This is a genomic window from Mesorhizobium sp. ISC25 (assembly GCF_042295465.1).
GTDB lineage: Bacteria > Pseudomonadota > Alphaproteobacteria > Rhizobiales > Rhizobiaceae > Mesorhizobium.
Genome location: NZ_CP135441.1, coordinates 4,234,618 through 4,260,383, shown reverse-complemented (window position 1 = coordinate 4,260,383; position 25,766 = coordinate 4,234,618). Strand labels below are relative to the sequence as shown.

At 62.4% G+C, this 25,766-nt stretch carries 28 protein-coding genes; 11 read left to right on the top strand and 17 right to left on the bottom strand.

Going from position 1 to position 25,766, the window contains the following annotated elements; all coding sequences use genetic code 11:
• Nucleotides 1–9 precede the first annotated feature (9 nt).
• Complete coding sequence (locus RQ479_RS21065; protein WP_352749536.1) at nucleotides 10–1,008, top strand: ABC transporter ATP-binding protein; 999 nt, start codon at nucleotides 10–12, stop codon at nucleotides 1,006–1,008.
• A 50-nt stretch (nucleotides 1,009–1,058) separates the two neighbouring features.
• Here RQ479_RS21065 and RQ479_RS21060 read toward each other — a convergent pair whose 3' ends face one another.
• The 5 genes from RQ479_RS21060 to RQ479_RS21040 form a co-directional block, all read right to left on the bottom strand.
• Complete coding sequence (locus RQ479_RS21060; protein ID WP_376702480.1) at nucleotides 1,059–1,904, bottom strand: fumarylacetoacetate hydrolase family protein; 846 nt, start codon at nucleotides 1,902–1,904, stop codon at nucleotides 1,059–1,061.
• Between the two features lie 167 nt (nucleotides 1,905–2,071).
• On the bottom strand, nucleotides 2,072–2,803 hold the full coding sequence (locus tag RQ479_RS21055; RefSeq protein WP_376702479.1) for an SDR family oxidoreductase: 732 nt from the start codon (nucleotides 2,801–2,803) through the stop codon (nucleotides 2,072–2,074).
• A gap of 177 nt (nucleotides 2,804–2,980) precedes the next feature.
• Nucleotides 2,981–5,353, bottom strand: a complete 2,373-nt coding sequence (locus RQ479_RS21050; RefSeq protein ID WP_376702478.1) for an aldehyde dehydrogenase family protein — start codon at nucleotides 5,351–5,353, stop codon at nucleotides 2,981–2,983.
• A 13-nt stretch (nucleotides 5,354–5,366) separates the two neighbouring features.
• Nucleotides 5,367–6,416: a deoxyribose-phosphate aldolase gene (gene deoC, locus RQ479_RS21045; RefSeq protein ID WP_376702477.1), complete on the bottom strand. Its 1,050-nt coding sequence runs from the start codon at nucleotides 6,414–6,416 to the stop codon at nucleotides 5,367–5,369.
• 162 nt (nucleotides 6,417–6,578) lie between these two features.
• Nucleotides 6,579–7,406, bottom strand: coding sequence for a ferredoxin--NADP reductase (locus RQ479_RS21040; RefSeq protein ID WP_376702476.1), 828 nt, complete (start codon nucleotides 7,404–7,406; stop codon nucleotides 6,579–6,581).
• Between the two features lie 218 nt (nucleotides 7,407–7,624).
• On the opposite strand from RQ479_RS21040, the gene RQ479_RS21035 reads away from it, so the two are divergent.
• Genes RQ479_RS21035 through RQ479_RS21025 form a run of 3 tightly spaced genes read left to right on the top strand, consistent with a single transcriptional unit; the run spans nucleotide 7,625 to nucleotide 12,150 of the window.
• Complete coding sequence (locus tag RQ479_RS21035) at nucleotides 7,625–9,709, top strand: hydantoinase/oxoprolinase family protein (RefSeq protein ID WP_376702475.1); 2,085 nt, start codon at nucleotides 7,625–7,627, stop codon at nucleotides 9,707–9,709.
• 1 nt (nucleotide 9,710) lies between these two features.
• A complete protein-coding gene (locus RQ479_RS21030) occupies nucleotides 9,711–11,426 on the top strand; it encodes a hydantoinase B/oxoprolinase family protein (RefSeq protein WP_376702474.1) in 1,716 nt (571 codons plus the stop codon).
• Entirely contained in the window at nucleotides 11,338–12,150 is an 813-nt protein-coding gene (locus tag RQ479_RS21025) for a hypothetical protein (protein WP_376706079.1), read from the top strand. Before RQ479_RS21030 ends, RQ479_RS21025 begins: the two co-directional genes overlap by 89 nt.
• Nucleotides 12,151–12,168: 18 nt before the next feature.
• On the opposite strand, the gene RQ479_RS21020 is transcribed toward RQ479_RS21025, so the two are convergent.
• The 4 genes from RQ479_RS21020 to RQ479_RS21005 form a co-directional block, all read right to left on the bottom strand.
• Complete coding sequence (locus tag RQ479_RS21020; protein WP_376702473.1) at nucleotides 12,169–12,825, bottom strand: methionine ABC transporter permease; 657 nt, start codon at nucleotides 12,823–12,825, stop codon at nucleotides 12,169–12,171.
• Nucleotides 12,806–13,903: a methionine ABC transporter ATP-binding protein gene (locus RQ479_RS21015; RefSeq protein ID WP_376702472.1), complete on the bottom strand. Its 1,098-nt coding sequence runs from the start codon at nucleotides 13,901–13,903 to the stop codon at nucleotides 12,806–12,808. The genes RQ479_RS21020 and RQ479_RS21015 overlap by 20 nt, the downstream gene beginning before the upstream one ends.
• 98 nt (nucleotides 13,904–14,001) lie before the next feature.
• A complete protein-coding gene (locus RQ479_RS21010; RefSeq protein ID WP_376702471.1) occupies nucleotides 14,002–14,850 on the bottom strand; it encodes a MetQ/NlpA family lipoprotein in 849 nt (282 codons plus the stop codon).
• Between the two features lie 345 nt (nucleotides 14,851–15,195).
• Nucleotides 15,196–15,495 (bottom strand): DUF1236 domain-containing protein, encoded by a 300-nt coding sequence (locus RQ479_RS21005; RefSeq protein WP_376702470.1) that lies wholly within the window; start codon nucleotides 15,493–15,495, stop codon nucleotides 15,196–15,198.
• Nucleotides 15,496–15,699: 204 nt separating this feature from the next.
• On the opposite strand from RQ479_RS21005, the gene RQ479_RS21000 reads away from it, so the two are divergent.
• Nucleotides 15,700–16,488 (top strand): DUF1236 domain-containing protein, encoded by a 789-nt coding sequence (locus RQ479_RS21000; protein WP_376705986.1) that lies wholly within the window; start codon nucleotides 15,700–15,702, stop codon nucleotides 16,486–16,488.
• A 99-nt stretch (nucleotides 16,489–16,587) separates the two neighbouring features.
• Here RQ479_RS21000 and RQ479_RS20995 read toward each other — a convergent pair whose 3' ends face one another.
• Together RQ479_RS20995 and RQ479_RS20990 are read right to left on the bottom strand one after the other, a co-directional pair.
• Nucleotides 16,588–16,830: a polymerase gene (locus RQ479_RS20995; protein WP_376702469.1), complete on the bottom strand. Its 243-nt coding sequence runs from the start codon at nucleotides 16,828–16,830 to the stop codon at nucleotides 16,588–16,590.
• Nucleotides 16,831–17,077: 247 nt separating this feature from the next.
• Nucleotides 17,078–17,632, bottom strand: a complete 555-nt coding sequence (locus tag RQ479_RS20990) for a DUF4142 domain-containing protein (RefSeq protein ID WP_352716216.1) — start codon at nucleotides 17,630–17,632, stop codon at nucleotides 17,078–17,080.
• 242 nt (nucleotides 17,633–17,874) lie between these two features.
• On the opposite strand from RQ479_RS20990, the gene RQ479_RS20985 reads away from it, so the two are divergent.
• Complete coding sequence (locus tag RQ479_RS20985; protein ID WP_376702468.1) at nucleotides 17,875–18,105, top strand: hypothetical protein; 231 nt, start codon at nucleotides 17,875–17,877, stop codon at nucleotides 18,103–18,105.
• A 75-nt stretch (nucleotides 18,106–18,180) separates the two neighbouring features.
• Here the strand turns inward: RQ479_RS20985 and RQ479_RS20980 are convergent, their stop codons facing one another.
• Nucleotides 18,181–18,492, bottom strand: a complete 312-nt coding sequence (locus RQ479_RS20980) for a hypothetical protein (RefSeq protein ID WP_352469349.1) — start codon at nucleotides 18,490–18,492, stop codon at nucleotides 18,181–18,183.
• A 324-nt stretch (nucleotides 18,493–18,816) separates the two neighbouring features.
• Between RQ479_RS20980 and RQ479_RS20975 the strand changes: the two genes are divergently transcribed.
• On the top strand, nucleotides 18,817–18,981 hold the full coding sequence (locus RQ479_RS20975) for a DUF3309 family protein (protein WP_023677107.1): 165 nt from the start codon (nucleotides 18,817–18,819) through the stop codon (nucleotides 18,979–18,981).
• Nucleotides 18,982–19,272: 291 nt separating this feature from the next.
• Here the strand turns inward: RQ479_RS20975 and RQ479_RS20970 are convergent, their stop codons facing one another.
• Complete coding sequence (locus tag RQ479_RS20970) at nucleotides 19,273–19,470, bottom strand: hypothetical protein (protein ID WP_292655400.1); 198 nt, start codon at nucleotides 19,468–19,470, stop codon at nucleotides 19,273–19,275.
• 558 nt (nucleotides 19,471–20,028) lie between these two features.
• Between RQ479_RS20970 and RQ479_RS20965 the strand changes: the two genes are divergently transcribed.
• Both RQ479_RS20965 and RQ479_RS20960 read left to right on the top strand, forming a co-directional pair.
• On the top strand, nucleotides 20,029–20,703 hold the full coding sequence (locus RQ479_RS20965) for a Crp/Fnr family transcriptional regulator (protein ID WP_376702467.1): 675 nt from the start codon (nucleotides 20,029–20,031) through the stop codon (nucleotides 20,701–20,703).
• A 169-nt stretch (nucleotides 20,704–20,872) separates the two neighbouring features.
• Complete coding sequence (locus RQ479_RS20960) at nucleotides 20,873–21,400, top strand: ferritin-like domain-containing protein (RefSeq protein ID WP_376702466.1); 528 nt, start codon at nucleotides 20,873–20,875, stop codon at nucleotides 21,398–21,400.
• Between the two features lie 140 nt (nucleotides 21,401–21,540).
• On the opposite strand, the gene RQ479_RS20955 is transcribed toward RQ479_RS20960, so the two are convergent.
• Nucleotides 21,541–22,539: an ATP-dependent DNA ligase gene (locus RQ479_RS20955; RefSeq protein WP_376702465.1), complete on the bottom strand. Its 999-nt coding sequence runs from the start codon at nucleotides 22,537–22,539 to the stop codon at nucleotides 21,541–21,543.
• A 30-nt stretch (nucleotides 22,540–22,569) separates the two neighbouring features.
• Nucleotides 22,570–22,737, bottom strand: coding sequence for a hypothetical protein (locus RQ479_RS20950; protein WP_376702464.1), 168 nt, complete (start codon nucleotides 22,735–22,737; stop codon nucleotides 22,570–22,572).
• A 226-nt stretch (nucleotides 22,738–22,963) separates the two neighbouring features.
• Between RQ479_RS20950 and RQ479_RS20945 the strand changes: the two genes are divergently transcribed.
• Both RQ479_RS20945 and RQ479_RS20940 read left to right on the top strand, forming a co-directional pair.
• Nucleotides 22,964–23,668 carry an MgtC/SapB family protein gene (locus RQ479_RS20945; protein WP_352468221.1) on the top strand — a complete coding sequence of 235 codons (705 nt, stop codon included), beginning with the start codon at nucleotides 22,964–22,966 and terminating at the stop codon, nucleotides 23,666–23,668.
• Between the two features lie 201 nt (nucleotides 23,669–23,869).
• Nucleotides 23,870–25,132, top strand: coding sequence for a DUF763 domain-containing protein (locus tag RQ479_RS20940; RefSeq protein ID WP_376702463.1), 1,263 nt, complete (start codon nucleotides 23,870–23,872; stop codon nucleotides 25,130–25,132).
• A gap of 11 nt (nucleotides 25,133–25,143) precedes the next feature.
• On the opposite strand, the gene RQ479_RS20935 is transcribed toward RQ479_RS20940, so the two are convergent.
• Both RQ479_RS20935 and RQ479_RS20930 read right to left on the bottom strand, forming a co-directional pair.
• Complete coding sequence (locus RQ479_RS20935) at nucleotides 25,144–25,587, bottom strand: PPC domain-containing DNA-binding protein (protein ID WP_352468225.1); 444 nt, start codon at nucleotides 25,585–25,587, stop codon at nucleotides 25,144–25,146.
• A 24-nt stretch (nucleotides 25,588–25,611) separates the two neighbouring features.
• Nucleotides 25,612–25,764 (bottom strand): peptide ABC transporter permease, encoded by a 153-nt coding sequence (locus tag RQ479_RS20930; protein WP_292655414.1) that lies wholly within the window; start codon nucleotides 25,762–25,764, stop codon nucleotides 25,612–25,614.
• Between the last annotated feature and the right edge of the window lie 2 nt (nucleotides 25,765–25,766).

Below are 25,766 nucleotides of genomic sequence, written 5' to 3'. Positions count from 1 at the left end.
GACGACGCCGTGGGCTCGCTGAACATCGAGAACGTGAAAAAGGCCTTCGGGCCGGTCGAGGTGCTGAAGGGCATCAACCTCGAAGTGACGGATGGCGAGTTCGTCGTCTTCGTCGGTCCATCCGGCTGCGGGAAGTCGACGCTGCTCAGGGTTATTGCCGGGCTGGAGGACTCGACCTCAGGCCGCGTGGTAATCGACGGTGCGGACGTCTCCGCAACGCCGCCGGCCAAGCGCGGCATCGCCATGGTGTTCCAGACCTATGCGCTCTACCCGCATCTGACGGTGAAGAACAATATGGGCCTCGGCCTCAAGCAGGCAGGCACGCCGGCGGCCGAGATCGACCGCCGCATCGGCATCGCCTCATCGATGCTGTCACTGGAGCCCTATCTCGAAAGGCGCCCGGCTGAATTGTCCGGCGGCCAGCGCCAGCGTGTCGCCATCGGCCGCGCCGTGGTGCGTGAGCCCAAGCTTTTTCTGTTCGACGAGCCGTTGTCGAACCTCGATGCTGCACTGCGCGTCAACACCAGGCTGGAGATCGCGCAATTGCACCGCCGGCTGAAGGCGACGATGATCTATGTCACCCACGACCAGGTCGAGGCGATGACGCTGGCCGACAAGATCGTTGTGCTGAATGCAGGCAAAATCGAGCAGATCGGCGGACCGATGGAGCTTTACAATTCGCCGGCAAATGAATTCGTCGCCGGCTTCATCGGCTCACCGAAGATGAATTTCGTCGACGGTGCCAGGCTTGGCGAAACGGCAAAGACCATCGGCGTCCGTCCCGAACATTTGACTGTCGATCCCAAATCCGGCGCCTGGAAAGGCACGGTCGTCCATGCCGAGCATCTCGGCGCCGACACCAACCTCTATCTCGACTGCGAAAAGGCCGGCCTGATCACCGTGCGTATTTTCGGCGTCTACAACGCCGAACCGGGAGCCACGCTCTACGCGACGCCGGATCCGGCGAAGACATACCGGTTTGGAGCCGATGGCAAGGTGCTGAAGTAGCGCAGGCGCCGATCCACCTTCTCCCACAAGGGGAGAAGGCAAAGCGCCGCCTACAAATCCGCCTTGAACGTCTGCTTCTGTATGCCTAGCCCTTCGATACCGAGCTCGACCACATCGCCGGGCTTCAGGAACACCGGCGGCTTCATGCCGAGGCCGACGCCGGGCGGCGTGCCGGTCGAGATGATGTCGCCCGGGTGCAGCGACATGAACTGGCTGAGATAGGAGACGAGATAAGCGACGCCGAAGACCATGGTCTTGGTCGAGCCGTTCTGCATCGTCTTGCCGTTGACCGTCAGCCACATCGGGATGTTCTGCGGGTCCTTGACCTCGTCCTTGGTTACCAGCCACGGACCGATCGGCCCGAACGTGTCGCAGCTCTTGCCCTTGGTCCACTGGCCCTGGCGCTCGGCCTGGAAGGCGCGCTCGGAGACGTCATGCGCGACGCAGTAACCGGCGACATAGTCCAGCGCCTCGGCCTCGGTGACATATTTTGCGGTCTTGCCGATGACCACGCCGAGCTCAACTTCCCAGTCGGTCTTGACTGAGCCGCGCGGGATCAGCACGTCGTCGTTCGGCCCGACAATGGCCGAGCTTGCCTTCATGAAGATGATCGGCTCCGGCGGCACGGTTGCGCCGGTTTCGGCGGCGTGGTCGGAATAGTTGAGGCCGATGCAGATGAATTTGCCGGTACCGGCGACGCAGGCGCCGATCCGCGGCTTGCCGGAAACCGCCGGCAGCGATTTCGGATCGAGCTTCGACAATGTCTCAAGCGATGCCGGATCAAGCGTCTTGCCGGCAATGTCGGTGACATGGGCGGAGAGGTCGCGGATCGTTCCATCGGCATCGAGCAGGCCGGGGCGTTCGCTCCCCGCCTCGCCATAGCGCAGCAGTTTCATGCAGTTTTCTCCCAGTTGCGACCAGAGGCCGTTTGCAAACTCGCTCCGCTGCGGCGAATGGCGTGGGTTTCGAGAACCGGAGCGGAGCGTACTTAAAGTACGTGGGCACCGGAAGCGCAGAAAGCCGCGTCAGGCGCCCGGCGGAGTAGGGTTTTTCAAATGGCCTCTTAGATCGACCAGCCACCGTCGATATTATAAGCCTGCCCCGACGTATAGGTGGCACCGGCGAGATAGACGGCGAGGTCGGCGATTTCCTCGGGCGTGCCGAGGCGGCCCATCGGCTGGCGGGCGATGAAGGCGGCGCGGGCTGCGTCGTAGTCGCCCTGCGCATGCATGCGGTCCTGGAGGGACGGGCTTTCGACCGTACCCGGGCAGATCGCATTGCAGCGTACGCCCTTGCCGACATAGTCGGCGGCGACCGACTTGGTCAGGCCGATGACGGCTGCCTTGGTCAGGCCATAGACGAAGCGGTTCGGCACACCCTTGGTCGAACTGGCCAGCGATGCCATGTTGATGATCGAGCCGTCGCCGCGCTCCAGCATGCCGGGCAGCACGGCGCGGATGGTGCGGATCATCGAGCGGACATTGAGGTCATAGGCAAAGTCGAGATCGCCGTCCTTCATCTCGAGGATCGAGCCGGAATGCACGAAGCCGGCGCAGTTGAACAGCACGTCGACGGCGCCGATCTCGGCAAAAGCGGCGTTCACCGCCTCGTCGTTCAGCACATCCAGCTTGCGGGTCTTGATACCGGGCGTCTTGCCGAGGTCGGCGAGCACCACCTCGTTGATGTCGGTGGCATGGATGACGGCGCCTGCCTTGGCGAAAGCCAGCGCACTTGCCCGGCCGATGCCTTGCGCCGCCGCCGTGACGACAATGATTTTGCCTGTCAGATCCGCCATGCTTTTCTCCTCGCCCGTCTGTGATCGTTCGGCTTTTTACCGGCACAAGGCAGGGGCGCAATGTGCCAGGCGGGCACTACCATCCCGCCTGTTTCGATATTCGCCTGCCAGCCAAATGTTTTTTCTCGGTAAAGAACATCTTTTGGCCCGTCAAGCCCGGACGTCCCTCCGGGACACTCAGTCGCCGTAGGGCACCCAGACGTTCTTGACCTCGATCGCACGGCGCAGCAGGGTATCGCCGGCGGCTTCGTTCGACGCCCAGTCGAGGCTGTGGCCGTTGCCGGTCCAGACGCGTTTGAGATTGCCGATGGACTCAGCCTCGGCCTTGGCGCAAGTCTCGGCATCGGCGAACACCCAGAGCCCGTCGACATCGTCATGCTTGGCCAGGACGCCGGCGAGTTCGGCGCTGCGGCCGGTGACGATATTGATGGCGCCGGCCGGAACGTCGGAATATTCGATGACCTGGTAGAGGTCGGTGGCAAGCAGCGGGTATCTTTCGGATGGTACCGCGACCACGGTGTTGCCCATGGCGAGCGCCGGCGCAACCAGCGAGATCAGGCCGAGCAAAGGCGCATTGTCCGGCGCGACGATTCCGACGACGCCGACCGGTTCATGCAGCGCCAGCGTGACGGCGCGGGCCGGCGGCTGATGGACGCGGCCCTCGAATTTGTCGGCCAAGCCGGCATAGAGGAACAGGCGCTCGATCGACAGCTCGACCTCTTCGCGCGCCGCCTTGGCGGTCGCGCCGGTGAGCTGGATCAAACGGGCGGCAAACTCGTCGGCGCGGCCGGAAAGGTTTTCGGCCAGGTAGTAGAGCACCTGGCTGCGGTTGTAGGCGGTCGCCTCCGGCCAGGCCTTGCATGCACGCGCGGCCGCGACGGCGTCACGGATATCCTTGCGGTTGCCGAGACCGACCTCGCCGGCAAGCTTGCCCTTGGCGGTGGCGACGGCAAGGGAATAATTGCCGTCCGGCCGGACCTGCTTGCCGCCGATGAACAGCTTTGCCGTGCGGTCGATGGCATCGCCCTCCGGGCGCTCGATGGGCTGAGCGGTGGCCACAACCGGTTTGATGCCCGGGCCGAGGGGCAGCTTTGCCGTGAGATATTCGAACATGCCCTCGCGCCCGCCTTCGCGGCCAAAGCCGCTCTCGCGATAGCCGCCGAAGCCGCAGGCAGCGTCGAACATATTGGTGCCATTGACCCAGACGACGCCGGCCTTCAGTTGCGGCGCGACGTGCAGGGCAAGATTGATGTTCTCGCTCCACACCGAAGCGGCCAGGCCATAGCGTGTGTTGTTGGCGAGGTCGATCGCTTCCTCGGTGTTGCGGAAGGTCATGGTGGCGAGCACCGGCCCGAACACCTCTTCCTGTGCCAGAATGTTAGCCGGCGAAACACCTGTCGCCAGCGTTGGCAGATGGTAATAGCCCGAGGCGGGCAGCGCCGAGTCGGGCTGCCAGCAGACCGCGCCCTGTTTGGCGCCTTCGGCGATCAGGCCCTTGACGCGATCGAGCTGGGTCAAATCGACCAGCGGGCCGATATCGGTGTTCTTGTCGAGCGGGCTGCCGACGCGCAGCCGGCTCATCCGCGTCTTGACCTTGGCGATGAAGGCGTCGGCGATGCCTTCCTGCACCAGAAGGCGCGAGCCGGCACAGCACACCTGGCCCTGGTTGAACCAGATGCCGTCGACGAGACCTTCGACGGCGCTGTCGAGATCGGCATCCTCGAAAACGACAAAGGCCGACTTGCCGCCAAGCTCCAGCGACAGTTTCTTGCCCGAGCCGGCAGTGGCCTTGCGGATGATCTTGCCGACCTCGGACGAACCGGTGAAGGCAATCTTCTGGACGCCGGGATGATTGACGATGGCCGCGCCCGCCTCCGGCCCGCCCTGGACGATGTTGACGACGCCCTTCGGCACGCCGGCGCGTTCACAGACCTCGGCAAAGAGGATGGCGGTGAGCGGCGTGAATTCCGCGGGCTTCAGCACCACGGTGCACCCCGCGGCGAGCGCCGGCGCGATCTTCCAGGCCAGCATCAAGAGCGGGAAGTTCCACGGGATGATCTGGCCGACGACGCCGACGCCCTTCTGGCCTGGAAAATCCCTGTCCAGCGCCTGCGCCCAGCCGGCATGATGGATGAAATGGCGGATCGCCAGCGGCACATCAATGTCGCGGCTTTCGCGGATCGGCTTGCCGTTGTCGATCGATTCCAGCACTGCGAACAGCCGCTGGTGACGCTGCATGGCGCGGCCGATGGCATAGAGCACTTTGGCTCGGCTGTAGCCGGTGCTGGCGCTCCATTTCGGCAGCGCTTTTGTGGCGGCCGAAACCGCCGCGTCGATATCGGTGGCACCAGCGTCCGACACCTTGGCCAGCAATTTGCCGGAGGCGGGATCGCTGGTGTCGAAGGTCTTGCCATTTGCAGCTGCTTTCCAGTCGCCGCCGATGAACAACGCTTTCGAGAAATCACGGGTCGCCAGCCAGGCATCGGCCTCGTTGCGGGCTTCCGGCGCCGGGCCGTAATCCATGGCGTGATAGCGTTCGAGAATGTTCATGAAGCGCTCCGAATCACGCCATCGCGTGGCGATGATTGGCCGAGTAGTGGCCGGTCAGATGATGCTCGAGCTGGCGCTCGATGTCGGTCAAAAGGCTCGATGCTCCGAAGCGGAACAGCTCCGGCTCCAGCCACGGCCGGCCCAGCTCTTCCTTCATCAGCACCAGCCAATCGAGCGAGGCTTTTGCCGTGGAAATGCCGCCGGCCGGCTTGAAGCCGATGAGATAGCCGGTTTCGTCGAAATAGGTGCGGATGGCGCGCACCATGGCAAGGCCGACTGGCAGCGTCGCGTTGACGCTTTCCTTGCCGGTCGAGGTCTTGATGAAATCCGCACCCGCCATCATTGCCACCATCGAGGCGAGCATGACGTTGCGCAGCGTGGCGAGGTCGCCGGTGCCGAGGATCACCTTCAGATGCGCCTCGCCGCAAGCGGCGCGCATCGAGACGATCTCGTTATAGAGCTCCTGCCATTTCGCCCCGAATACCAGGCCGCGCGGGATGACGACGTCGATCTCGTCAGCGCCGTCCCGGACCGATGCTTCGATCTCCTGCAGACGTGTCGAAAGCGGTGCAAGGCCATGCGGGAATGCCGTGGAAACGGCGGCGACATGGACGCCGCTGCCGCGCAGCGCCTCGACGGCAGTGGCGACGAAGGGATGATAGACGCAGACCGCCGCCGGACGGATCTTTTCACCGGCAATGCCGAGCCCCTCGGCAATGTCGCGGCGGAACGGGTTGACTGCCTTGGCACAGAGCCGGCGCACGCGCTCTTCCGTGTCGTTCGAGTTCAGCGTCGTCAGGTCCATGCAGGCGACGGCGCGCAGCAGCCAGGCGGCCTGGTTATCGGCCTTGATCGAGCGTCGTTTGGTCAGGCTGGCGACGCGGCGTTCCAGCGCCGAACGGTTGACGCTGCGCATCGATTCCATGAAGCCGAGATCGAGCCTCATGCCGGGATTGCGAGCAATGCCATGGACTTGCGGCATCGACGCATTGGCCGCGGTGCGCGCCGGCAGCGGCGTGATCTTGGACGTGCCGAGATCGGTTTCGCGGATTGTGCTGCTCATCTCCTGCCCCTTGTTCAGCGACTTATGCCGATGATAGACCGTGAAGCAGCGCTTCACGAGTCCTTCAAGCGGTCATAGCTGAAAAAGGCTGCAAAGACAGCTGATTTTGACCATATGGTCAAAATCACAATCTAGGAAATCGGGCATTGAAGCATCGCGGCATTAGCCGACGAAGGCGCGCTCGACGACGAAGCTTGCCGGATGATGCAGTGAACCTTCCTGAAAACCGAGGCTTTCAGCCAGCTCCTTGACGTCCTTCAGCATATGCATCGAGCCGCAGATCATGATGCGGTCGGTCTCGGGATTGAGCTTGTCGATGCCGAGATCGGTGTAGAATTTGCCCGAGCCGATCAGCGCGGTAATGCGGCCCATTCGCTCGGAGGTCTCACGCGTCGTTGAATTGTAGAGCGTGACGCGGCCACCAGTCAGCTCGCCGATCAGCGGGTCGTTCTCCAGCGCGGCCACCAACTCCTGGCCGTAGGTAAGCTCGGCATTGTCGCGGCAGGTATGGGTCAGGATAACCTGCTTGAACTTCTCATAGGTATCGGGATCGCGCAGCAGGCTGGCGAAGGGCGCAATGCCGGTACCGGTCGAGATCATGAACAGGCGCTTGGCCGGCGTCAGCGCGTCGACCACCAGCGTGCCGGTCGACTTCTGCCGCATAATGACGGTGTCGCCGACCTCAATCTTCTGCAACTCCGAAGTGAGCGGGCCGTCCGGCACCTTGATCGAGAAAAATTCGAGTTCGTCGTCCCAGGCAGGGCTGGCGATCGAATAGGCGCGGAACACCGGCTTCTCGGCATTTGGCAGGCCGATCATGACGAACTCGCCGGAGCGGAAGCGCAGTGATTGCGGCCGGGTGATGCGGAACGAAAACAGCCGGTCGGTATAGTGCTTCACCGAGACCACGGTTTCGGCATAGACATTGGCCGGTATCGGGAACTGCAACGGCCGGGCGCCGGCAGTGTTGAACGCGGATGTGGTGTTCATCAAACCTAACCTTCTGGGCCAGCTCAGCGCCCGCGCCAAATCTTCACCTGCGCGCCCGAACCGGTCAGGTTCCAGCGTGCCGTTTGCACACTCCGAAGCGGTAAGCTCTTGTGTCCGGAATTTATTAGTATACAAACGATATTTGCGTCAAGACGCCGCCGTAAAACAGCTTTCCAAACTGAGGCATGTAAGCAGTTCGGGCATTTCGGGTTTCGACAATGGAACAGAATTTTTCGGCGCAAGCTCTGGATTCGGCGGGCAGTGTCGTCGCCGGTATCGATGTCGGCGGCACCTTTACCGACCTGCTTCTGATCGACGGCCGCGACGGTGGCCGGGTGCATATCGCCAAGACCCCGACCACGGTCGACAACCAGGCCTTCGGCGTCGTTGCAGCGCTTGGTGCCACCGGCTTTCCGATCGACGGCATCGACCTTATCGTGCACGGCACGACGACCACAACCAACGCGGTGCTGGAGCGCCGGCTGGCCAAAACCGGCATGATCACAACGCGGGGCTTTCGCGACGTGATCGAGCTGGGCCGGCGGACACGGCCGCAAGCCTATGGCATGACAGGCACTTTCGTGCCGATCATTCCGCGCAATCTGAGGCTCGAAGTTTCGGAGCGGGTCGAAGCCTCGGGCGCGGTGCGCATCGCGCTCGACGAGGCCGAGATGCGGGCAGCGATTTCACAACTGATCGTCGCCGGCTGCGAATCCCTCGTCATCCATTTCCTGCATTCCTATGCCAATCCGGCGCATGAGCGGCGCGCCGCCGAGCTCGCAGGGGAGCTTTGGCCGAACGGCTACGTCACGACAGGCCATGCGCTGCTTTCGGAAGCGCGCGAATTCGAGCGCGGCGTCACCGCTTCGGTCAACGCTTCGGTGCAACCGATCCTCGAACGCTATGTCGAAAGGCTGCGCAAGGAGCTGGCGTCAAAAGGCTACGCCCGCGACTTCCTGATCATGAACGGCAATGGCGGCATGATCTCGGCCCGCTTTGTCACACGTGAATCGGCCAAGACCGTCATGTCCGGCCCCGCCTCCGGAGTCATTGCCGCCGCCTATACCGGCAAGCGCGCCGGCTTCGAAAACCTGGTCACCTACGACATGGGCGGCACCTCGACCGATGTGGCGCTGATCCGCAACGCCGAGCCGGCGGTGTCGAACGAGATCGAGATCGAATATGCCATGCCGATCCATGTGCCGATGGTGGCGGTGCATACGGTCGGCGCCGGCGGCGGCTCGATCGCCCGCGTCGATGCGGCCGGCCTGATCCAGATCGGCCCGGAAAGCGCTGGCGCCAATCCCGGGCCGATCTGCTACGGACGCGGCGGCTTGGAGCCGACCATCACCGACGCTAATCTGGTGCTCGGTCGGCTGGCGCCGAAAAAGCTGCTTGCGGTGGAAAACCCGGTCACCGTCGAACGCGTCACCAGCATATTCGAGGACAGGATCGGCCGCGCCACCGGCCTGTCCGGCGTCGAGGCGGCGGGTGCGGTGCTGCGGCTCGGCAACGTGAAGATGGCCGGCGCCATCCGCATGGTGTCGGTGTCACGCGGCCACGACCCGCGCGATTTCGCGCTGTTCGCCTTCGGCGGCGCCGGGCCGCTGCATGCGACGGCATTGGCGCGCGAGCTCGGCCTGCCCAAGGTGCTGGTGCCGGCGCGGCCGGGCATTACCAATGCGCTCGGCTGCGTCGTCGCCGATCTGCGCCATGATTTCGTTAATACAGTCAACCAGCCGGTGGCCAGTCTCGATGAAACCCAACTCCACGAGACATTGGAACGGCACCGAAACGAAGGCGAAGAGCTGATCGGCAAGGAAGCGGTGAAGCCGGAAATGATCCGCGTCACGCATTCCGCCGACATGCAGTTTGTCGGCCAGACGCATATCATCAACGTGCCGCTGCCGTCGTCTGCGGTGACACGCGAGGTCCTGCAGCAACTGTTCGAGAAGGCCTATTTCGCCCGCTTCAAGGTCCAGCTGCCGGAAATCCGCGCCAATCTGGTCAACCTCAACACCTCGGTGACCGGCATGCGGCCGGCGATTGACCTGTCGCGGCTCATCGACCCGGCTGGGCGCGCCAAAACGCTTGACGAGGCGCGGCGCGAGATCCGGCCGGTCTGGTATGGCGGGCGCTGGTACGACACGCCGGTCTACAGCAGAGAGAAGTTGCCGCTCGACGCAACAATCGAAGGTCCGGCGATCCTCGAACAGATGGACGCGACGACTGTGCTGGAGCCCGGCGACCGGGCGCGATCGGATGCCGACGGCAACATCATCATCAATATCGGTGAGGCCTGAGATGGAAAAGCTCGACGCCATTACCCTTTCGGTCATCCAGGCGGCGCTGCAGCAGGTCTGCGACGAAATGGACCTGACGTTTTCGCGCGCCGCGTTCTCGCCTGTTATCGCCGAGGCCAATGACCGCTCCGACGGTATCTATTCGGCGCTCGACGGTTCGCTCATCGCGCAAGGCAGCCAGGGCCTGCCGGTGTTCGTCGGCGTCATGCAGTATTCGACCAAAACGGTGATCGAGATGATCGCCGACGGTCGCTGCCTGCCGCCCGAGCCAGGCGATATCTACATCGTCAACGATCCCTATCTCGGCGGCACCCATCTGATGGATGTGCGCTTCGCCATGCCGGTCTACCGGGACGGCAAGATATTCTGCTGGCTTTCGAACACCGGCCACTGGCCCGACATCGGCGGTTCGGTGCCGGGCGGCTTCTCCGCCTCGGCAACGGCGGTCGAGCAGGAAGGCTTGCGGCTGCCGCCGGTGAAGCTGTTCAAGAAGGGCGTGCTCGATCGCGAAATCTACGCCATTATCTGCTCGAACATCAGGGTTGCCGACCAGCGCATCGGCGACATCCGCGCGCAAGCGGCGGCACTGCTGATCGGCCAGGACCGGCTCAACGGCATTTTAGATCGTTACGGAGATGAAACGGTTGTCGATGCGATCGCCGAATTGCGGCGCCGCGCCGCTGAACAGATGCGCGTCAACATATCGGCCATTCCCGACGGCATTTACCGGTCGCAGGCTTTTGTTGATTCCGACGGCGTGGTGAACGAGCCGCTGACTATCGCGCTGGCGGTCGAAAAACAGGGCGATACGCTCAGCTTCGACTTCTCGGGCTCGTCAGAGCCCTGCGCTGGGCCGATGAACAGCGTGCTGGCGACTACCTTGTCCTCGGTCTATCTCGCCATGCGCCATATTTTCCCCGACGTGCCGATTAGCGCCGGCGCCTTCGAGCCGCTGATCGTCAAGCGGCCGGAAGGCACGTTCCTCGACGCCAAATATCCGCGGCCGGTATCGGGCTGCGCGGCCGAGGTTTCGCAGCGCATCGCCGAGGCGGTGTTCGCGGCGATGGTGCAGGCGCTGCCGGACAAGGTGACGGCGGCTCCCGCCGGCTCCAGCGGCAATTTCGCGCTCGGCGGCAACGACCCGGCGCGCGGCCGCGATTATGTCATGTACCAGATCTCCGGCGGCGGCTATGGCGGCAATGCCGGTCACGACGGCCTGACCAATGGCTGCTCGACCATAGGCATCTCCAAGTCGCCGCCGGTCGAAATCATGGAGCAGGCCTTCCCGGTGCTCTACCGCCACTATGCCTTGCGCGAAGGCTCGGGCGGCGCCGGGAAGCATCGCGGCGGTTTCGGGCTTGCCTATGAGGTGGAAATCCTGCGCGGCGACGCCCGCGCCTCCTTCGTCATGGATCACGGCCGGTTCGGCCCGCAAGGCGCGCTCGGCGGCAAGGACGGCGCGGTCAACACGGTGACCGTGTTCCGCGACGGCAAGGAACATGTGCCGCCGCACCTCTCCAAGGAACAGGACATCGCACTGAAGGCAGGCGACCGCGTGCGCGTCGGCACGCCGGGCGGCGGCGGCTATGGCGATCCCCTGCAGCGCGATTCGGAACTGGTCGCTCGGGATGTCAAGCTCGGCTACTATACGGCAGAGCAAGCCAGAGACCTGTTCGGAGTCGCAACGGATGACCAACTCAAATCCCCTGGAGGCTGATCTCTCGTCCGAACTGGCGCATGCGGTCGAGCGCGTCTATGCCGCTTTCGCGTCTTATCCATCGCCTCGCCACCTGCATGGCTCGCCGTACAAGGATTTGGAATCGATCTTTCGGGGAGTATCCAGTGGTCCGCTTCGGGAGCTCAGCGGTGAAAACCTCGGCGCCTATGCCGGATCGGCCATATGGACGGTCGGCGACGTCGATGACTACCGGCACTTTCTGCCGAGAGTGCTTGAACTTGCCACCCAAGGCGAACCTTGGATCGGGTTCGACGCCAATGTGATTGCCGCAAAGCTCGAAAGGACCTCCTGGCGCGATTGGCCGTTGGAAGAACAGCAGGCTGTCGAGGCGCTGTTTCAGGTTGCCTGGCGAAAAGCGATGACCTTGCATCCCGATGAAGGGAACGCGGTTTCCTGGCTGGAGGGCATGGTGCTTGCCGGAATGGATGTAGCAGCTGCATTAGCGGCATGGCGTGAAAGCCCTTACCCCGAGGCCATGTTGCACTGTGCGGACTTGATTACCGGCAACATCAAGACACTCGACAATGGGCACGTGATCTTCAGCGAACAGGTCACCACATGGCTTCTATCCGAAAGCCTCGCCCGGCACTTGTTCACCGTCGCGGTCGAGGCTCCCCTGCGCTCAGACGATCGCGAAAAACTCGCTTGGGCGAACGAGACCATCGAGAACAATTTGAACTTTCCCGGAAATCAAAGGCATTGATTGACCGCGTTTCGCCGGTCATGCCCTGTGATCCAGCCTCGCGACCAGCCGGTCGCCGGCCCACTGGATGCCGCAGACCAGGATGATCAACACAAGGACAACGGCGATCATGACGGACGTCTCGAAGCGCTGGTAGCCGTAGCGGATGGCGAGGTCGCCGAGCCCGCCGGCGCCGATGGCGCCGGCCATGGCCGAGGCGCCGATAAGCGTCACCAGCGTCACCGTGAAGCCGGCGACGATGCCGGGCAACGCTTCCGGCACCAGCACCTCGCGAATGATCATCCAGCGGTTGCCGCCCATGGCGCGCGCCGCTTCGATCAGCCCGTGGTCGACCTCGCGCAGCGACACTTCGGCGATCCGGGCGTAGTAGGGCGTCGCCGCGATCGACAGCGGCACAATCGCTGCCCAGGTGCCGATCGAGGTGCCGACGATCAGCCGCGTCACCGGGATCAGCGCAACCAGCAGGATGATGAAAGGCACCGAGCGGAAGCCGTTGATGACAGCGCCAAGCGCGCGGTTCACCCACAGGTTTTCGGCGATGCCGCCGCGGTCGGTGGCGACCAGCGCCAGACCGAGCGGCAGCCCGAAAATCAGCGAGATGAGGCCGGAGGCGGCCGTCATCAGGATCGTTTCCCAGATGGATCGAAGCAGGAGTTCAAACAGAATTGGCGACATGGCCAAGCACCTCCACCCGCGCATTGCGGGCTTTCAAGAACGCGATCACCTCTGCCAGGTGATCTTCATTGCTGCCGGCGACCGCCACGAACAGTGTCCCGACGGGCTGCTGCTGGACGTGATCGATGCCGCCATGCACGAGGCGGAACCAGCCGGGAACTGCCGAGGCAAGATCGGACAAAAGCGGGCTTCGCGCGGCCTCACCCGCCACGTCGATCCTGAGGATCGCCTCCACGCCGGCGTTCTGCGTTAGCCGGCTTGCGATCTCCGCCGGCAATTGCGGCCTGATGCCGCCGAGCAGGCTTTGCGTGATCGCCGACTTCGGATCGGCAAACACCGACCACACCGGCCCTTGCTCGACGATTCGTCCGGCATCGATCACCGCGACCCGGTCGGCGATCGAACGGATCACCTCCATTTCATGGGTGATGAGCAGGATGGTCAGGCCGAGCTGCCGGTTGATGTCTCTGAGCAAGGCAAGGATGGAGCGCGTCGTCTCCGGGTCCAACGCCGAGGTCGCTTCGTCCGACAGCAGCAGCGCCGGGCGCGCCGCAAGCGCCCGGGCAATGCCGACGCGCTGCTTCTGCCCGCCCGAAAGCGACGCCGGATAGGCTTTCGCCTTCTCCGACAGGCCGACGAGCTCGAGCAGCTCGGCAGCGCGCGCCAGGCGCTCGGCCCTGGGCCGGCCTTCGATCTTGAGAGGCAGCGCTACATTGACTTCGACCGTCTTGGCGGACAGCAGGTTGAAATGCTGGAAGATCATGCCGATGCGCCGGCGCAGCGGCTGCAATTCGCGCTCGCCGAGCCGGCTGATGTCGCGGCCTTCGATGAAGACCTGTCCTGAATCCGGCCGCTCCAGGCCGTTCAGGCAGCGTATCAGCGTCGACTTGCCGGCGCCGCTGCGGCCGATGATGCCGAGGATCTCGCCCTGGCGCACGCTGAGCGATACGCCGTCCAGCGCCGCTGTCGCGCCGAAGCGGCGCTTCAGCTCGATGAGGCGCACGACATCGTCCGGTCCGGCGGAACGGCTGCCGATGGGATGCATGATTTCGGTGACCGAGGCGAAATGCTGGTTCATGAAAGTTCCTGTATTGGTGCCGCAAACGCGATCGCGGTCCGCGTTGGAGCGCGGACCGCTTTATCATGCCGGGCTTCAGCGCCAAGTGGAGCTCGGTATCAATAAGCGCTGATGCCGGTTCCCTTGTAGACCCGGTCGAATTCGGCCTTCACTTTTTCGTTCTGGTAGGAGGCGACCAAGGTCTTTACCCAGGGCTGGTTTTCATTGCCGGCCTTGACCGCGATGAAGTTGCGGTAGGGATTGTCGGCCACCGCCTCCTGGGCGATGCGGTTCTCCGGTGTGAGGCCGCTTTTAAGCGCCCAATCCGTGTTGACCACGGCCCCGTCGAGGTCTTCCACCGAGCGCCCGACAATGCCTGCGTCCAGCTCCTTGACGACCAATTTCTTCGGGTTTTCGGCGATGTCGGTGGTCGTAGCCAGAATGCCGGTGCCTTCCCTGAGCGTGATCAGACCTTCGCTCTGCAGAACGCGCAGGGCGCGGCCCTCATTGGACGGGTCGTTCGGCACGCCAATGACGGCGCCTTCGGGCAGGTCGGCAATCTTCGCGTACTTCTTGGAATAGAGGCCGATCGGCCAGACGCCGGTATAGCCGACCGGGACGATGTGATAGCCCTGCGTCTTGATCTGGTTGTCGAGATAGGGCTTGTGCTGGAAGGCGTTGGCGTCGATTTCGCCACGCTCGAGTGCTTCATTCGGCTGGGTGTAGTCGTTGAACACCACGGTCTCGATCGTCAGCCCCCTCTCCGCCGCCTGGGCGGTGACGACGCGCCAGACGTCCTCGTCCTCGCCGCTCATGATGCCGACCTTGACCGCCGTCTTGTCTTCGGCGAACGACGGCGCAGGAAGGCCGACAATCGCAACCGCCGACGCGAAAAGTACAGCCAGACCGGCGCGCCGGTTTATACTTGCGGAGAGAAATGAGAGCAAAGTGTCGGTGTTCCCAGACATGATCTATCCCGTCGGTTCTGAAGTCGTTGCGGCCAGGCGGAGTGCCAAGCCTTGCCGGCATCATCGGGAATGCTGACCGTCGGATCAAAGCACCGTATTTCCCGCGAAATGCGAAGCCAGGAATATTCTCTCAAAGTTTCGGGCCTGGCGAGCACAGGGCGTGCTCGGATCATGCGTTCTAAGCCAATGCTGGTTCAGAAATTGTCCGGACGTCGTCTCCGCCACGAGGCCCGCCGTGCTTCGAAACGGCGGGCCTTTCTGCGTCCGAATGCCCAACACGGGCAGCAGTTTGGGATGTCGACAATGCTGGACGCGCCGCATGTCCCTTCAAAGCGACGCGCTTGCTCACTCGATGACCTTTACAATCCTGCGCGTGCCAGGATCGACCAGGACGGTCCGATGGTCGACGACGACATAGCGGTATTTGACGTCGGGAACCTCATGAAGCTCGACGGTATCGGGCAGGGTCGAGCCGACATTGAGCTCCACGCCGGGAAGCTGGACGGACGCCAGAGGCTGCTTTTTCACATACTCGCGTACGATCGTCTCCTGCTGCGGTTCGATGACCACGTCCTGAGCGGCAGCGGCGCCAATACCCGCAAGCAGCAAGAACCCAGCCGCGGCTGCCGAAAGATGCATTCTCATGATCGTCTCCTTTCGTCGTGAGCCACCTCTGCGCTGCGCCGCGTCATGCCGTTCGCAGCGGGGTCGCTATAGGCCGGTAACGTCATCAGGTGGAGCTTGTTCCGCCACTCGGATCGCTTGCCGTTTCGCTCCATTGGTTTGGAACAAAATTTTTTAGCCGCAGTTTTACGCGGTGAAGGGACGCATTTTCCAAGGAGATCTCGTATGAAAGGCGTTCTGATCACCAGCATGCTGGCAATTGGCGTCAGCTGCGGAGCTGCACTTGCCCAGTCGCAGCAGTCGACCGACGACCAGTCCGGCGCCAATTGTGCAGCCGGCACTGCCAATTGCCAGAATGGCGCCAAGATGGACGAGCAGGCTCAGGGCAAGGCCGGCGCTGCGACTGATCAACAGGCGCAGGGCAAACCGAAGCTGAAGACCGACGAGCAGGCCCAGGGCAAGGCCGGCGCTACGACTGATCAACAGGCGCAGGGCAACAAGAAGCTGAAGACCGAAGAGCAGGCCCAGGGCAAGGCCGGCGCCACGACCGACCAGCAGGCCACGGGCAACACCAAGATGAAGACCGACGAGCAAGCCCAAGGCAAGGTCGGAACCACCACTACCGAGCAGGCCCAAGGCAACACGAAAATGAAGACCGAGGAGCAGGCTCAGGGCAAGACTGGGACCACGACCACCGAGCAGACTCAGGGCAATGCCTCGACGCAGACGCAAGACCAGAGTTCGACCGCTTCCATCAGCAATGTGACCGTTGAACAGAAGACGGAGATCACTCAGGTCATCAAGGAGACGAACGTCCAACCCGTTTCCAGCGTCGATTTCGAAATCTCTGTCGGCATCGAGGTTCCGCGGAAGAAAGTCCGGCTGCATCGTCTGCCGGCGCGCATCGTCAAGATCGTTCCGGCTTACGAAGGCTATGAGTATTTCGTGCTCGCCGATGGCCGGATCGTCATCGTCGACCCGAATACCTACAAGATCGTGATTATCCTGACTTAGTTGTGGCCAGACGGTTTGATTGAACCAAGGGTCCGTCGCGCAGGTCGCGTGGCGGGCCTTTCCGCATCTCCTCGCTCCGCGTCTGCTGCAAATCGCAAATCAAGGTCCGTCCTCGGGGCGAGGAGTGAGCACGGTGTGATCCATGGTGTCGGGCAGGCAGGGACTGGGCACGCAGCTTGTTCGGACTGACGCGGTGGTCATGGCATCGATATCCGTAACCAGCACCATTCTCGCATAGTGCCGCGGCCACAGCGGTTCTCCAAACAGGACGAAGACGCCGCCAATCATCAAGGCCAGCAACATGAGTGCCGTAACATTTGCAAATATCTCGCCGTAGCGCATGAAGGCAGCCTGTCCCGTTCGGAAAGCGATTTCAGCCTGTGACAGCGGCGACAAGGACGGCGCCGAAAGCCGGCGCTACTATCCTTGAGGCCTCGCGAATGCCGCCTTCCATTGGATCCTCCCCGAACTAGCCGGATAAATAACGGCACTCTCGGTGCTTTGTTCCCGGCCGTGTGGCCGGACGACAGCCGCTTCGCACAGGCCGTGTGTGGGGCGGCCTTTCGTTTGCAAAAGGCACTCCTCGCTCTCATTGATGCGCGGCAGCGAGGTCCTTGACATGACGTTCGTGCATTTGCAGCACCGGCAGCGTCTTCTTGGCAAACTCCTTCATCGCCGGATCGTCGCCGGAATTTGCGTAAGCGGAAAACAGCGCCACCGCTTCCTTATGCGCCTGGGTCTGCATGTCGATATATTTCGATTGGAAGCTGTCACCGCTGGCCTCCTTGAGTTGGTCGAGCAGCGCCTGGTGCTTGGTGTCCAGCGACGGGCCGGCTGGCGCGGTGGCCGAAGTCGTCTGACCCCTGCTGAGCGCCGCCTTGAAGTCCTCCCCGGCCTTGGTGTGGTCCGTGACCATTTGCGCCGCGAATGCCTTCACGTCGTCGGCAGTCGCCTGCGTCTGCGCAAGTCGGCTCGATTCGATTTCGAATGTATTGGCGATGGGCACGGTCTTGACGAACGTCGCGGTGTCAACCTTGCTCATGGTGTCGGTCGTTAGAGGCGTCAGCGTCGCCGATTGAGCAAAAGCAGCCAAAGGCGCGCCGGCCATCAGCGCTGCCGCAGTGATGGATAGAAGGGTTTTCATGGGGGTTCTCCGAGGCTGGTGTCCCTCCGATGGCTCAACGCGGAAGCTGCGGCGAGGTTGCCTGGTCGCGGCGGCCAGAGCCGCCGCGACGCCAAATAATGGTTTGGAAACGCAAAACAAAAGACGCCGGCTGCGTCCTGCAAAGTGCAACGCAAGCCGCGAGATCGTACGGAATCGTACAAGCTCTTTCGCTTTGCCGCAGTCTTGCTATCGTTGGCTGGGAGAGATGGGTGGAGGCTTCCGTGGGGCAGATCAAGTCGCCGCTTGGAATCGGTATTGATACCGACAAAGCGGTCCATACCGTCATGGCCGACTATCATTCGGGCGATATTCTCTCGACCACCGTCGTCATAGCCGATTTGCGCAAACGCTTTCCCTGGTTCCCACAAACCGACGAGGAGCTGGTTGGCTTCATCGTTCGGGCGCTGGACGGTCGGGATATCGCGGTCAGCTTCGACCACCGCGGCCGTTAGGCTGATTTTACGGCAAAACCAGCCGGCCGCGGAGCCTATGCTCCGCGGCCTCGTCAGGCTGTGATGACCGGGCGCTTACTTGCCGCAGTGGTTGTCGTTCACCGTCGGCGCCATCGTGCCCGGAGCCTTGCCGGTCGCATCGGGCAGAGCCCCCTGCGGGCCCAGCGGGCAATTCCGGTCGGCATTCGAATTCGTCGTTGAGAAATCGCGAATGCTGTTGGTGATGGTCGAATCCGTGCCGGTGTCAGGGCCGCCATTATCCGGGACTACGACCGTCCGCCCGCTACCGTCGGCAGCGGCTCCGGAGGGGTCGCCGACGTTCTGGGCCATCGCTGACGTGGCCAGACCGATCGTAAGCGCCGAAGCTGCGAGAATTTTCGTGAGCATGATGCTTCTCCTTTTTACGAGGGTCGTCGCGTTGCGACTACGAAAACAACCGTTCGGGCGGGCGAAGGTTCCGACAAATTTCCTATGAAATTCAGCATGTTCTCAGGTGTTCAAGGTGGCCGGCATGCCATTCTCCGCGGGCACGCATCTATGGACTTTTCTAACGGCACAGCCCGGCATTTTGCTCGCCGCATGAGCGTACGCCTTACCGCCCGCCGGAACAGGAATGCTCTTTGCGAGTTCATACCTTTGTACGTTCATACCTTTGTACAATGCGACGCGCTGATGCGAATGGCGGCAGCGCAAACAAGGAGAGCAGACATCATGGGCCTTGGAACCATTCTTATCATCATCTTGGTCCTTGCCTTGCTTGGCGGCTTCAGCGGCTTGGGCGGCGGACCGTTCTATGGAACGGGCTATTACGGTGGTGGCGGCCTCGGCCTGGTGCTGCTTATCGTCATCATCCTGGTCCTGCTTGGGCGCATTTGATGCATGTCGCGCAAAAGCATGCCCTCGGGCTTGACCCCAGGGTGTGCAGCGGTTTTGTGATAACGACATGCATAAAACAGGAACCTAATGCCATCGCATGAGGGCCGGTCAAACGCGACGCGCTTTAGTTTCACGCTCGCGACAAAAACGCCTGCCGCTTGGTAATAAGCGCCGGGCGTTTTGTCGTGAAAAGACAAGATTTCCAAGATCCTTTGCCAACCAGGACCCTGGCTAAAAAAGGCGCTCCGGTGCCGAACCTTTCGGCACCGAGGATACCACCATAGCAGCAGCTTAGTGTTGGCGATCGGCGGCCAGCGCTTCTTTCAGATCGGCGCTGAGCACACCCTCGTTGAACAGCGACATGATACGGGCGGCCAACCGCTCGCGGACAGGACTGTCGTCCGCAACACCCAACTCGCGGCAGCAGTCGTCGAGCGCTTTTTTCAGCACGCTCAGTTCGGCTGGAGTTGCTGCACCTTGCATCGACATGCCATCCTCCCTTGAAAAGGGCGAAAGCGCGAAGCGTCTTTCAAGCGTCCACTCGCCATGTCTGTGTGGACGACTCCAATTCAATTAGCGCCGCTCTCTTCCAAACTCAATGTACGGAAATTACCAAGCAGACAGTTTGGGAACGACTGCCTTCCACCTGCATTGTTGCTGCGATCCAACCCACCCCTCATTTGGATCACTGGGCGTAGCCCACGACGCCCGAATGGAGCCCGTTGCATCCCTCGCGACGGGCTCTTTCGCGCCCGGATGATCTCAATTGTCGTTTTCGTACCAAACTGTCTTTGGTACGTTTCCAACTCTAACTTTCAGTCGGATGTTTTCGTAGGCAAGCGGCAGGAGAAACTGCCGTGCATCGATTCATTTTTTTATTTAGTAGGCTCCATACCTTTCAGTGCTTATATGAGCGTTATCGTCCGCAGGTTATACCGGGCGCGGACGGCTGGGAGATAAAAAAGCTCTTGCCCTGTTTTGGGGCTAGCTATGTCTGATCCAGCAATTTCCAATAAAAATCTATACAAAAACAAGCTGTTGCGCCGGATGAGCGCCGGCGATTTCGCATCTCTCGAGCCGCACATCGAGCGCTGTTCGCTGGAGTTACGGCAATCGCTCGAAGTGTCCGGATCGCCGATCGAGGCCATTTATTTCCTCGAGGACGGCATCGGTTCGGTGGTTGCGAAAATGCCGAACGGCAGCGATGCGGAAGTTGGCCTTGTCGGCTTGGAAGGTATGACCGGCTCGGCCCTGATAATGGGCGACGACCGTACGGTCCATGATTGCTATGTGCAGCTGGCGGGAGAAGCCGCCAGGATTGACGCCGAGCCGTTCAAGTCGGCGCTGACGCAAAGCCCGACGCTGCGGCTGTTCTTGCTGCGCTACGTGCAATATCTGCATGTCCAGACTGGCTATACCGCGCTGGTCAACGCGCGATCGAAACTTGAAGACCGGCTGGCGCGCTGGCTGCTCATGTGTGACGATCGGGTGGACGGCGGCCGGTTGACGATCACTCACGAATTCCTGTCGATCATGCTTGGCGTAAGGCGCCCGGGCGTTACGGTCGCGTTGCAGCTGCTTGAGGGGCGAGGGCTCATCCGGTCCCGCCGCGGCGAAATTATCATTCGCGATCGCGATGGTCTCGTCGCACTGGCGGATGGCGGCTACGGCCTGGCCGAGGCCGAATACACCCGCCTGGTCGAGCATATCGGCGAGCGCTGACGGCGCTTTCCTGGCCGATTGCTGCCGCAGGTCGAGGCCCCTTGCGACACTACACGGCGGGTCGGAAAAATTTTCAAAGCTCCCGGACCGTCAGGGAACTTGTTTCCCGTCGGTGGGTTATCGGACGCCTCTATTTTGAGAGGCGGCCACCAACCTTCGGGAGAGGATCATGGCGACTACGAAAAAGGCCGCGAAGGCGGCAAGCAAGGGCCTTGAGGATCTGTTCCTCGACGGGCTCAAAGACCTCTACTACGCCGAGAAGAAGATACTGAAAGCGCTGCCTAAAATGGCCAAGGGCGCAGAGTCGGAAGAAGTGACCGCCGCCTTCGAGAAACACCGCATGGAAACCGAAGGACATGTCGACCGCCTGGAAGAGGTGTTCGAGAAATTCGGCAAGCCGGCTCGCAGCAAAACCTGTCCGGCGATTGACGGAATCATCGAAGAGGGCTCGGAAATGCTCGAGGAGTATAACGGTGCTCCCGCGCTCGACGCCGGACTTGTCGGTGCGGCGCAAGCTGTCGAACATTACGAGATCGCTCGCTACGGCACTTTGATCGCGTGGGCGGAAGAACTTGGCAAGAGCGACGTTGTCGAACTGCTCAGGGCAACTCTCAAGGAAGAGGTCGCGACCGACGAAGCGCTTTCCAAGCTCGGCGAAAGCGGTGTCAACGAACGCGCAATGCAAGAAGCCGCTTGATCTACCAGATCGCCTCCGAGCCTCGGCAATGGATTGCGAGGCTCGGCTAGTGCGGCGAACCAGCGAATTCTGCATTGGTTCCGTGGTCGGCGGCAGGACGGGACACCAAGAGCGCCTTGAAGCGGAGCCTCGGGACGGACCTACTCGATCTGCTCGAACGTACACTGCCGGGGCGGCTTGTCCGGCCGCCAGCGCAACAGCTTGGTTCCATGCCGGAACCGGTCGCCTGTCACATGGTCGAAACGAACCTCGACCACCAGTTCAGGCTTTATCGGTTCCCATTGTCCGCTGCGCTCCGTGCTCCAGCGGCTTGGTCCGCCCGGCGCCTTGCCGGTGAAACCCGGTTTGGCCCGCAGTTTTTCCAGCCGTCTGGTCAGCGCCGCCCTGTCGTCCTTGCCGATGGTCGAGGTGAACCCGACATGGTCGAGCCTGCCTTCGTTGTTGTAGAGGCCGAGCAGCAGGGATCCGACTTCGTTGCTGCCGGCGAGATAGCGAAAGCCGCCGACCACGCAATCCGCAGTGCTCAGCCGCTTGACCTTGACCATGGCGCGCTCGCCGGGCCGGTATGGCCCGGCGATCAGTTTTGCAACGACACCGTCGGTCGAGCCGTGGCCGGCGCCCTGCAGCCAGCGCTCGGCGGTGGCGGCGTCGTGCGTATATTTGGACAGGTGCAGTTCGGGCCGTGCCGCCGACGCGACAAAGGTCTCAATCGCCTGCCTCCTGGTGGTGAGAGGCTCTTCGGTGATGATCCTGCCGCCGGGTTCGGCCAGCATGTCGAACAGGACCAGCATGGCAGGCGTCTCCAGGCTCAACTTGCGGATCCTGCTTTCGGCTGGATGAAGGCGCATTTGCAGGGCCTCGAATGACGACGATCCGTCGACCTCGATGACGATCTCGCCGTCGGCAACAAACCGTCGCGACCTCACATCGCGCAGCACCGCGACCAGTTCGGGAAAATAGCGGCCAAGCGGCTTGCCCGATTTTGCACGCAGATCGACGGCATCGTCGCCCTTGAACACGAGGCAGCGAAACCCGTCCCATTTCGGTTCGTACTGCCAAAGCCCGTCACCGCCAGGAATTGCATCGGCGGCCTTGGCTTCCATCGGACGAAGGTCGAGCGGCAACGGAAATGCGGTCATGGCTGGTCCGCGCCGCCGCTGAGGCATTCGCTACCGCCGTCGGCCATTCCCCTGCGCCCCGCTTTCCCGCCTCGGCACCTTGCGGCCGGTTTGGTCGGGTGAAGGCGACCGCGGATCGGCCTCGTCGGACCCACTGATCTCCTTGGTGATGCGATAGGCCAGATAAGCGACGGCTCCGGCAAGCAGCAAGCGGACCATGACTGCAAATCCTTCGTTGGCGTGAACCCACCAACCCACAGGCCGAAGGTTTTGTTCCGCCGCTGCCCGTCGCCGGGGTGAATCGTCGGCGGCGCAACCAAAATCCAAGCGCGTCGTTTGTTGCTTATCGACGAAAAGAATTTGCGATGAAGACGCTCTTGCCCTTGTTCACTTTGACCCTGGCGCTATTCCTGGCCAGCAGCGCTTGGCCTGACGGGTGACCGCGATGCTCCTCGTTGTTCCGGTCTGGCAGGACATCGCGGCACGACTGCTTCTGACCGCGCTCGCCGGCCTGTTGATAGGTCTCAACCGCGAGGCGCGCGGGCACGCGGCGGGGCTACGCACCACCGTGCTGGTCGGATTGGCTGCCGCCATCACAATGATCCAGGCCAGTATTCTGCTCGAGACCGTTGGCAAGCACCCGGATTCGTTTGCATCGATGGACGTCTTGCGCTTTCCGCTGGGCGTGTTGACCGGCGTCGGCTTTATCGGCGGTGGCGCCATTCTTCGCCGCGGCAATCTTGTCAGCGGGGTCACCACGGCGGCCACGTTGTGGGTGATGACGGCGATCGGATTGGCTTTCGGTGGTGGCCAATACGGCTTGGGCGCGGCCGGCACGGCGCTGACGCTGGCCACTTTGCTGGTCCTGAAATGGGTGGACCTTCGAATGTCGCGCGAACACCATGCCCAGTTGGCACTGACGTGGAAGGCCGCGGCTCGACATGAGCTCGATGCGCTCATCGGGCCGCTTGGCTACCAGGCACGCCTCGTCGCAATAGAGAGGCGCCCAGATCTCAAGGACCCTGTGTTCTCGTTCGAGATCAGTTGGAGGCGGCCCGACACTGGCGCACCGCCAGTGGATCTGCTGGCATCGGTGGGCGAGCATTGCGAGATCCAAAAGTTTGATCTCCTCAGCGAGCCTGCCCGCTAGAGCGGCTCATCGTTTCACGGAAACGCCGAACCGCTCTATCTCTTTGTTTCTGCGCAATCCCGGACGGAAAACCGTTTCACACTTTTCCTGGAATTACTCTAGCGGCTGGCAATGATCGCGGCCTGAATCAGGCCATCGCTTCTTCGCGGCGCTTTGGATACCTATCTGTGGAGGCAGGACTCGAGGAGCAAGCAAAAGAGCGTGGCACAGCGATCGGGAAGTGCTGATCTTCCACTTCACGGCGGACGCGTGCCGAAATGGCTCGGCGACCGCATGACGCGGCTTGGCGCGGTCATGTGCGAGGCGATCATCCACCATTACGGCCGCGATGAATTGCTGCGCCGGCTGGCGCATCCGTTCTGGTTCCAGTCCTTTGGCGCCGTGATGGGGATGGACTGGCACTCTTCCGGCATCACCACCAGCGTCGTCGGTGCGTTGAAGCGCGGCCTGTCGCCGCTTTCCGGCGAGCTCGGCATTCACGTTTGCGGCGGCCGCGGCGCGCATTCGCGCAAGACCCCGCACGAGCTTGCCTTGATCGGCGAACGTGTCGGCCTCGACGGGGAAGGCCTGGCGACTGCCAGCCGGCTTGTCGCCAAGGTGGACAGCGCCGCAGTCCAGGACGGTTTCGATCTCTATCTGCACGGCTTTATCGTCACCGATGACGGCAAGTGGGTGGTGGTGCAGCAAGGCATGAACGGCGACAGCAAGGTGGCGCGCCGCTATCACTGGCTGTCCGAGGGCCTGAAGAGCTTTGTCGACCAGCCGCATGCTGCCATCGAGGGCGCCAACCAGGGCGAGATCGTCAACCTGACCGACCGCCGCGCCGAAGCGTCGCGCCAGGGACAACTGGACCTTCTGCACGACCTTGGACCGGATCGCATCGTGAGGGAGCTTGCCGCTTTGGAGCGGGGTTCGGCGCCAGCGCCGGAGCCGGCACAGAAGCTGCTGCCGCATCTGGTGATGCCGGCGCACCACGATGTACGTGAAAGCGATGTCGTCATGCGCCGCCTGCACGGCAACATCGCGGCGGCGGCCGAGCGCGGCCCGAAAGATTTCGCCGGGCTTCTCCTGGTGCCCAATGTCGGCGCGCGCACGGTGCGGGCGCTGGCGCTGGTCGCCGAAGTCATGCATGGCGCGCCGTGCCGTTTTTCCGATCCAGGGCGTTTCTCGCTGGCGCATGGCGGCAAGGACAGGCACCCGTTCCCCGTGCCGCTGAAGGTCTATGACGAGACGATCGGCGTGCTGAAGTCGGCTGTCCAGAAGGCCAGGCTCGGCCGTGAGGAAGAGATCGGTGCGTTGCGGCGGCTGGACGACCAGTCGCGGCAGGTCGAGCGCTATGTCACCGGTCCAAGCCTGAAGGAAATCGTCGCCGGGGAGTTCGAGCAATCGCATCTGCTCGGCGGCCGTAGCGTCTTCGGTTGGGAAGGCGCCCCCGAGACAGCCGCAGTCAAATCAACGAAGTGATCGGGTCGGGATCAAGCCTCCAGCTCGATCAAGGCGACACCGAGTTCGGGGCGGTGCCTGCGGCGCAGATGGCCAGGCGTCTCCACCAATGTGACCTCGAGCGTCGGCCGCACGATGCCGTCCAGCAGATGACCGCCCCTCGTGGTGCCATCACTCAATCCAAGGACTGCGTGGACGTGCAAGCTGGGCCTGCCGTCGTCGCCGATGGCAACATCGCCGATCGCGCTCAGCACTTCGCACTGTTCCTGGACGGGGATTTTCCGGTAGGTCCTTTCTCCAGGGTCGAACCAGCCGACGGTTGCCCTTTCGAAAGCGCCGAGCGCGGTCAGCGACGCACTGCCGACGCCACGGTCGACCGCAAACGACGTCAGCTGCGCAAACGCCTCTTCGCCGGGATCAAGCACAACGACGAACGTTCTCTGTCCGGCGCTTTCGGCAACAAGCTGTGATTTCATGATTTCGCTCCAGCCGTCAGGAATTCAAATCCACCACACCAGCAATGCCAGCAAGACGAGACCCACCAGGCCGGCGATGAAAATGATCCGGCGCGCTCGCGTCCGCAGGATGATCTCGCCCTGCCGCGCCTGCTCCGCCGAAAAGACAGGACCATTCTTGTCCCGGTCGTTGCTCATCC

What these genes read in the sequence shown, in the direction of transcription:
- RQ479_RS21005 (WP_376702470.1), bottom strand. Translation starts at nt 15,495, where the DNA reads ATGAGAATGCATCTTTCGGCAGCCGCGGCTGGGTTCTTGCTGCTTGCG.
- RQ479_RS20980 (WP_352469349.1), bottom strand. Translation starts at nt 18,492, where the DNA reads ATGCTCACGAAAATTCTCGCAGCTTCGGCGCTTACGATCGGTCTGGCC.
- RQ479_RS20950 (WP_376702464.1), bottom strand. Translation starts at nt 22,737, where the DNA reads ATGGTCCGCTTGCTGCTTGCCGGAGCCGTCGCTTATCTGGCCTATCGC.
- RQ479_RS20945 (WP_352468221.1), top strand. Translation starts at nt 22,964, where the DNA reads ATGCTCCTCGTTGTTCCGGTCTGGCAGGACATCGCGGCACGACTGCTT.
- RQ479_RS20960 (WP_376702466.1), top strand. Translation starts at nt 20,873, where the DNA reads ATGGCGACTACGAAAAAGGCCGCGAAGGCGGCAAGCAAGGGCCTTGAG.
- RQ479_RS21055 (WP_376702479.1), bottom strand. Translation starts at nt 2,803, where the DNA reads ATGGCGGATCTGACAGGCAAAATCATTGTCGTCACGGCGGCGGCGCAA.
- RQ479_RS21010 (WP_376702471.1), bottom strand. Translation starts at nt 14,850, where the DNA reads ATGTCTGGGAACACCGACACTTTGCTCTCATTTCTCTCCGCAAGTATA.
- RQ479_RS21035 (WP_376702475.1), top strand. Translation starts at nt 7,625, where the DNA reads ATGGAACAGAATTTTTCGGCGCAAGCTCTGGATTCGGCGGGCAGTGTC.
- RQ479_RS20975 (WP_023677107.1), top strand. Translation starts at nt 18,817, where the DNA reads ATGGGCCTTGGAACCATTCTTATCATCATCTTGGTCCTTGCCTTGCTT.
- deoC (WP_376702477.1), bottom strand. Translation starts at nt 6,416, where the DNA reads ATGAGCAGCACAATCCGCGAAACCGATCTCGGCACGTCCAAGATCACG.
- RQ479_RS20965 (WP_376702467.1), top strand. Translation starts at nt 20,029, where the DNA reads ATGAGCGCCGGCGATTTCGCATCTCTCGAGCCGCACATCGAGCGCTGT.
- RQ479_RS20935 (WP_352468225.1), bottom strand. Translation starts at nt 25,587, where the DNA reads ATGAAATCACAGCTTGTTGCCGAAAGCGCCGGACAGAGAACGTTCGTC.
- RQ479_RS20970 (WP_292655400.1), bottom strand. Translation starts at nt 19,470, where the DNA reads ATGTCGATGCAAGGTGCAGCAACTCCAGCCGAACTGAGCGTGCTGAAA.
- RQ479_RS21020 (WP_376702473.1), bottom strand. Translation starts at nt 12,825, where the DNA reads ATGTCGCCAATTCTGTTTGAACTCCTGCTTCGATCCATCTGGGAAACG.
- RQ479_RS21015 (WP_376702472.1), bottom strand. Translation starts at nt 13,903, where the DNA reads ATGAACCAGCATTTCGCCTCGGTCACCGAAATCATGCATCCCATCGGC.
- RQ479_RS20995 (WP_376702469.1), bottom strand. Translation starts at nt 16,830, where the DNA reads ATGCGCTACGGCGAGATATTTGCAAATGTTACGGCACTCATGTTGCTG.
- RQ479_RS21050 (WP_376702478.1), bottom strand. Translation starts at nt 5,353, where the DNA reads ATGAACATTCTCGAACGCTATCACGCCATGGATTACGGCCCGGCGCCG.
- RQ479_RS21025 (WP_376706079.1), top strand. Translation starts at nt 11,338, where the DNA reads ATGTCAAGCTCGGCTACTATACGGCAGAGCAAGCCAGAGACCTGTTCG.
- RQ479_RS21060 (WP_376702480.1), bottom strand. Translation starts at nt 1,904, where the DNA reads ATGAAACTGCTGCGCTATGGCGAGGCGGGGAGCGAACGCCCCGGCCTG.
- RQ479_RS20990 (WP_352716216.1), bottom strand. Translation starts at nt 17,632, where the DNA reads ATGAAAACCCTTCTATCCATCACTGCGGCAGCGCTGATGGCCGGCGCG.
- RQ479_RS21040 (WP_376702476.1), bottom strand. Translation starts at nt 7,406, where the DNA reads ATGAACACCACATCCGCGTTCAACACTGCCGGCGCCCGGCCGTTGCAG.
- RQ479_RS21030 (WP_376702474.1), top strand. Translation starts at nt 9,711, where the DNA reads ATGGAAAAGCTCGACGCCATTACCCTTTCGGTCATCCAGGCGGCGCTG.
- RQ479_RS20930 (WP_292655414.1), bottom strand. Translation starts at nt 25,764, where the DNA reads ATGAGCAACGACCGGGACAAGAATGGTCCTGTCTTTTCGGCGGAGCAG.
- RQ479_RS20955 (WP_376702465.1), bottom strand. Translation starts at nt 22,539, where the DNA reads ATGACCGCATTTCCGTTGCCGCTCGACCTTCGTCCGATGGAAGCCAAG.
- RQ479_RS21000 (WP_376705986.1), top strand. Translation starts at nt 15,700, where the DNA reads ATGAAAGGCGTTCTGATCACCAGCATGCTGGCAATTGGCGTCAGCTGC.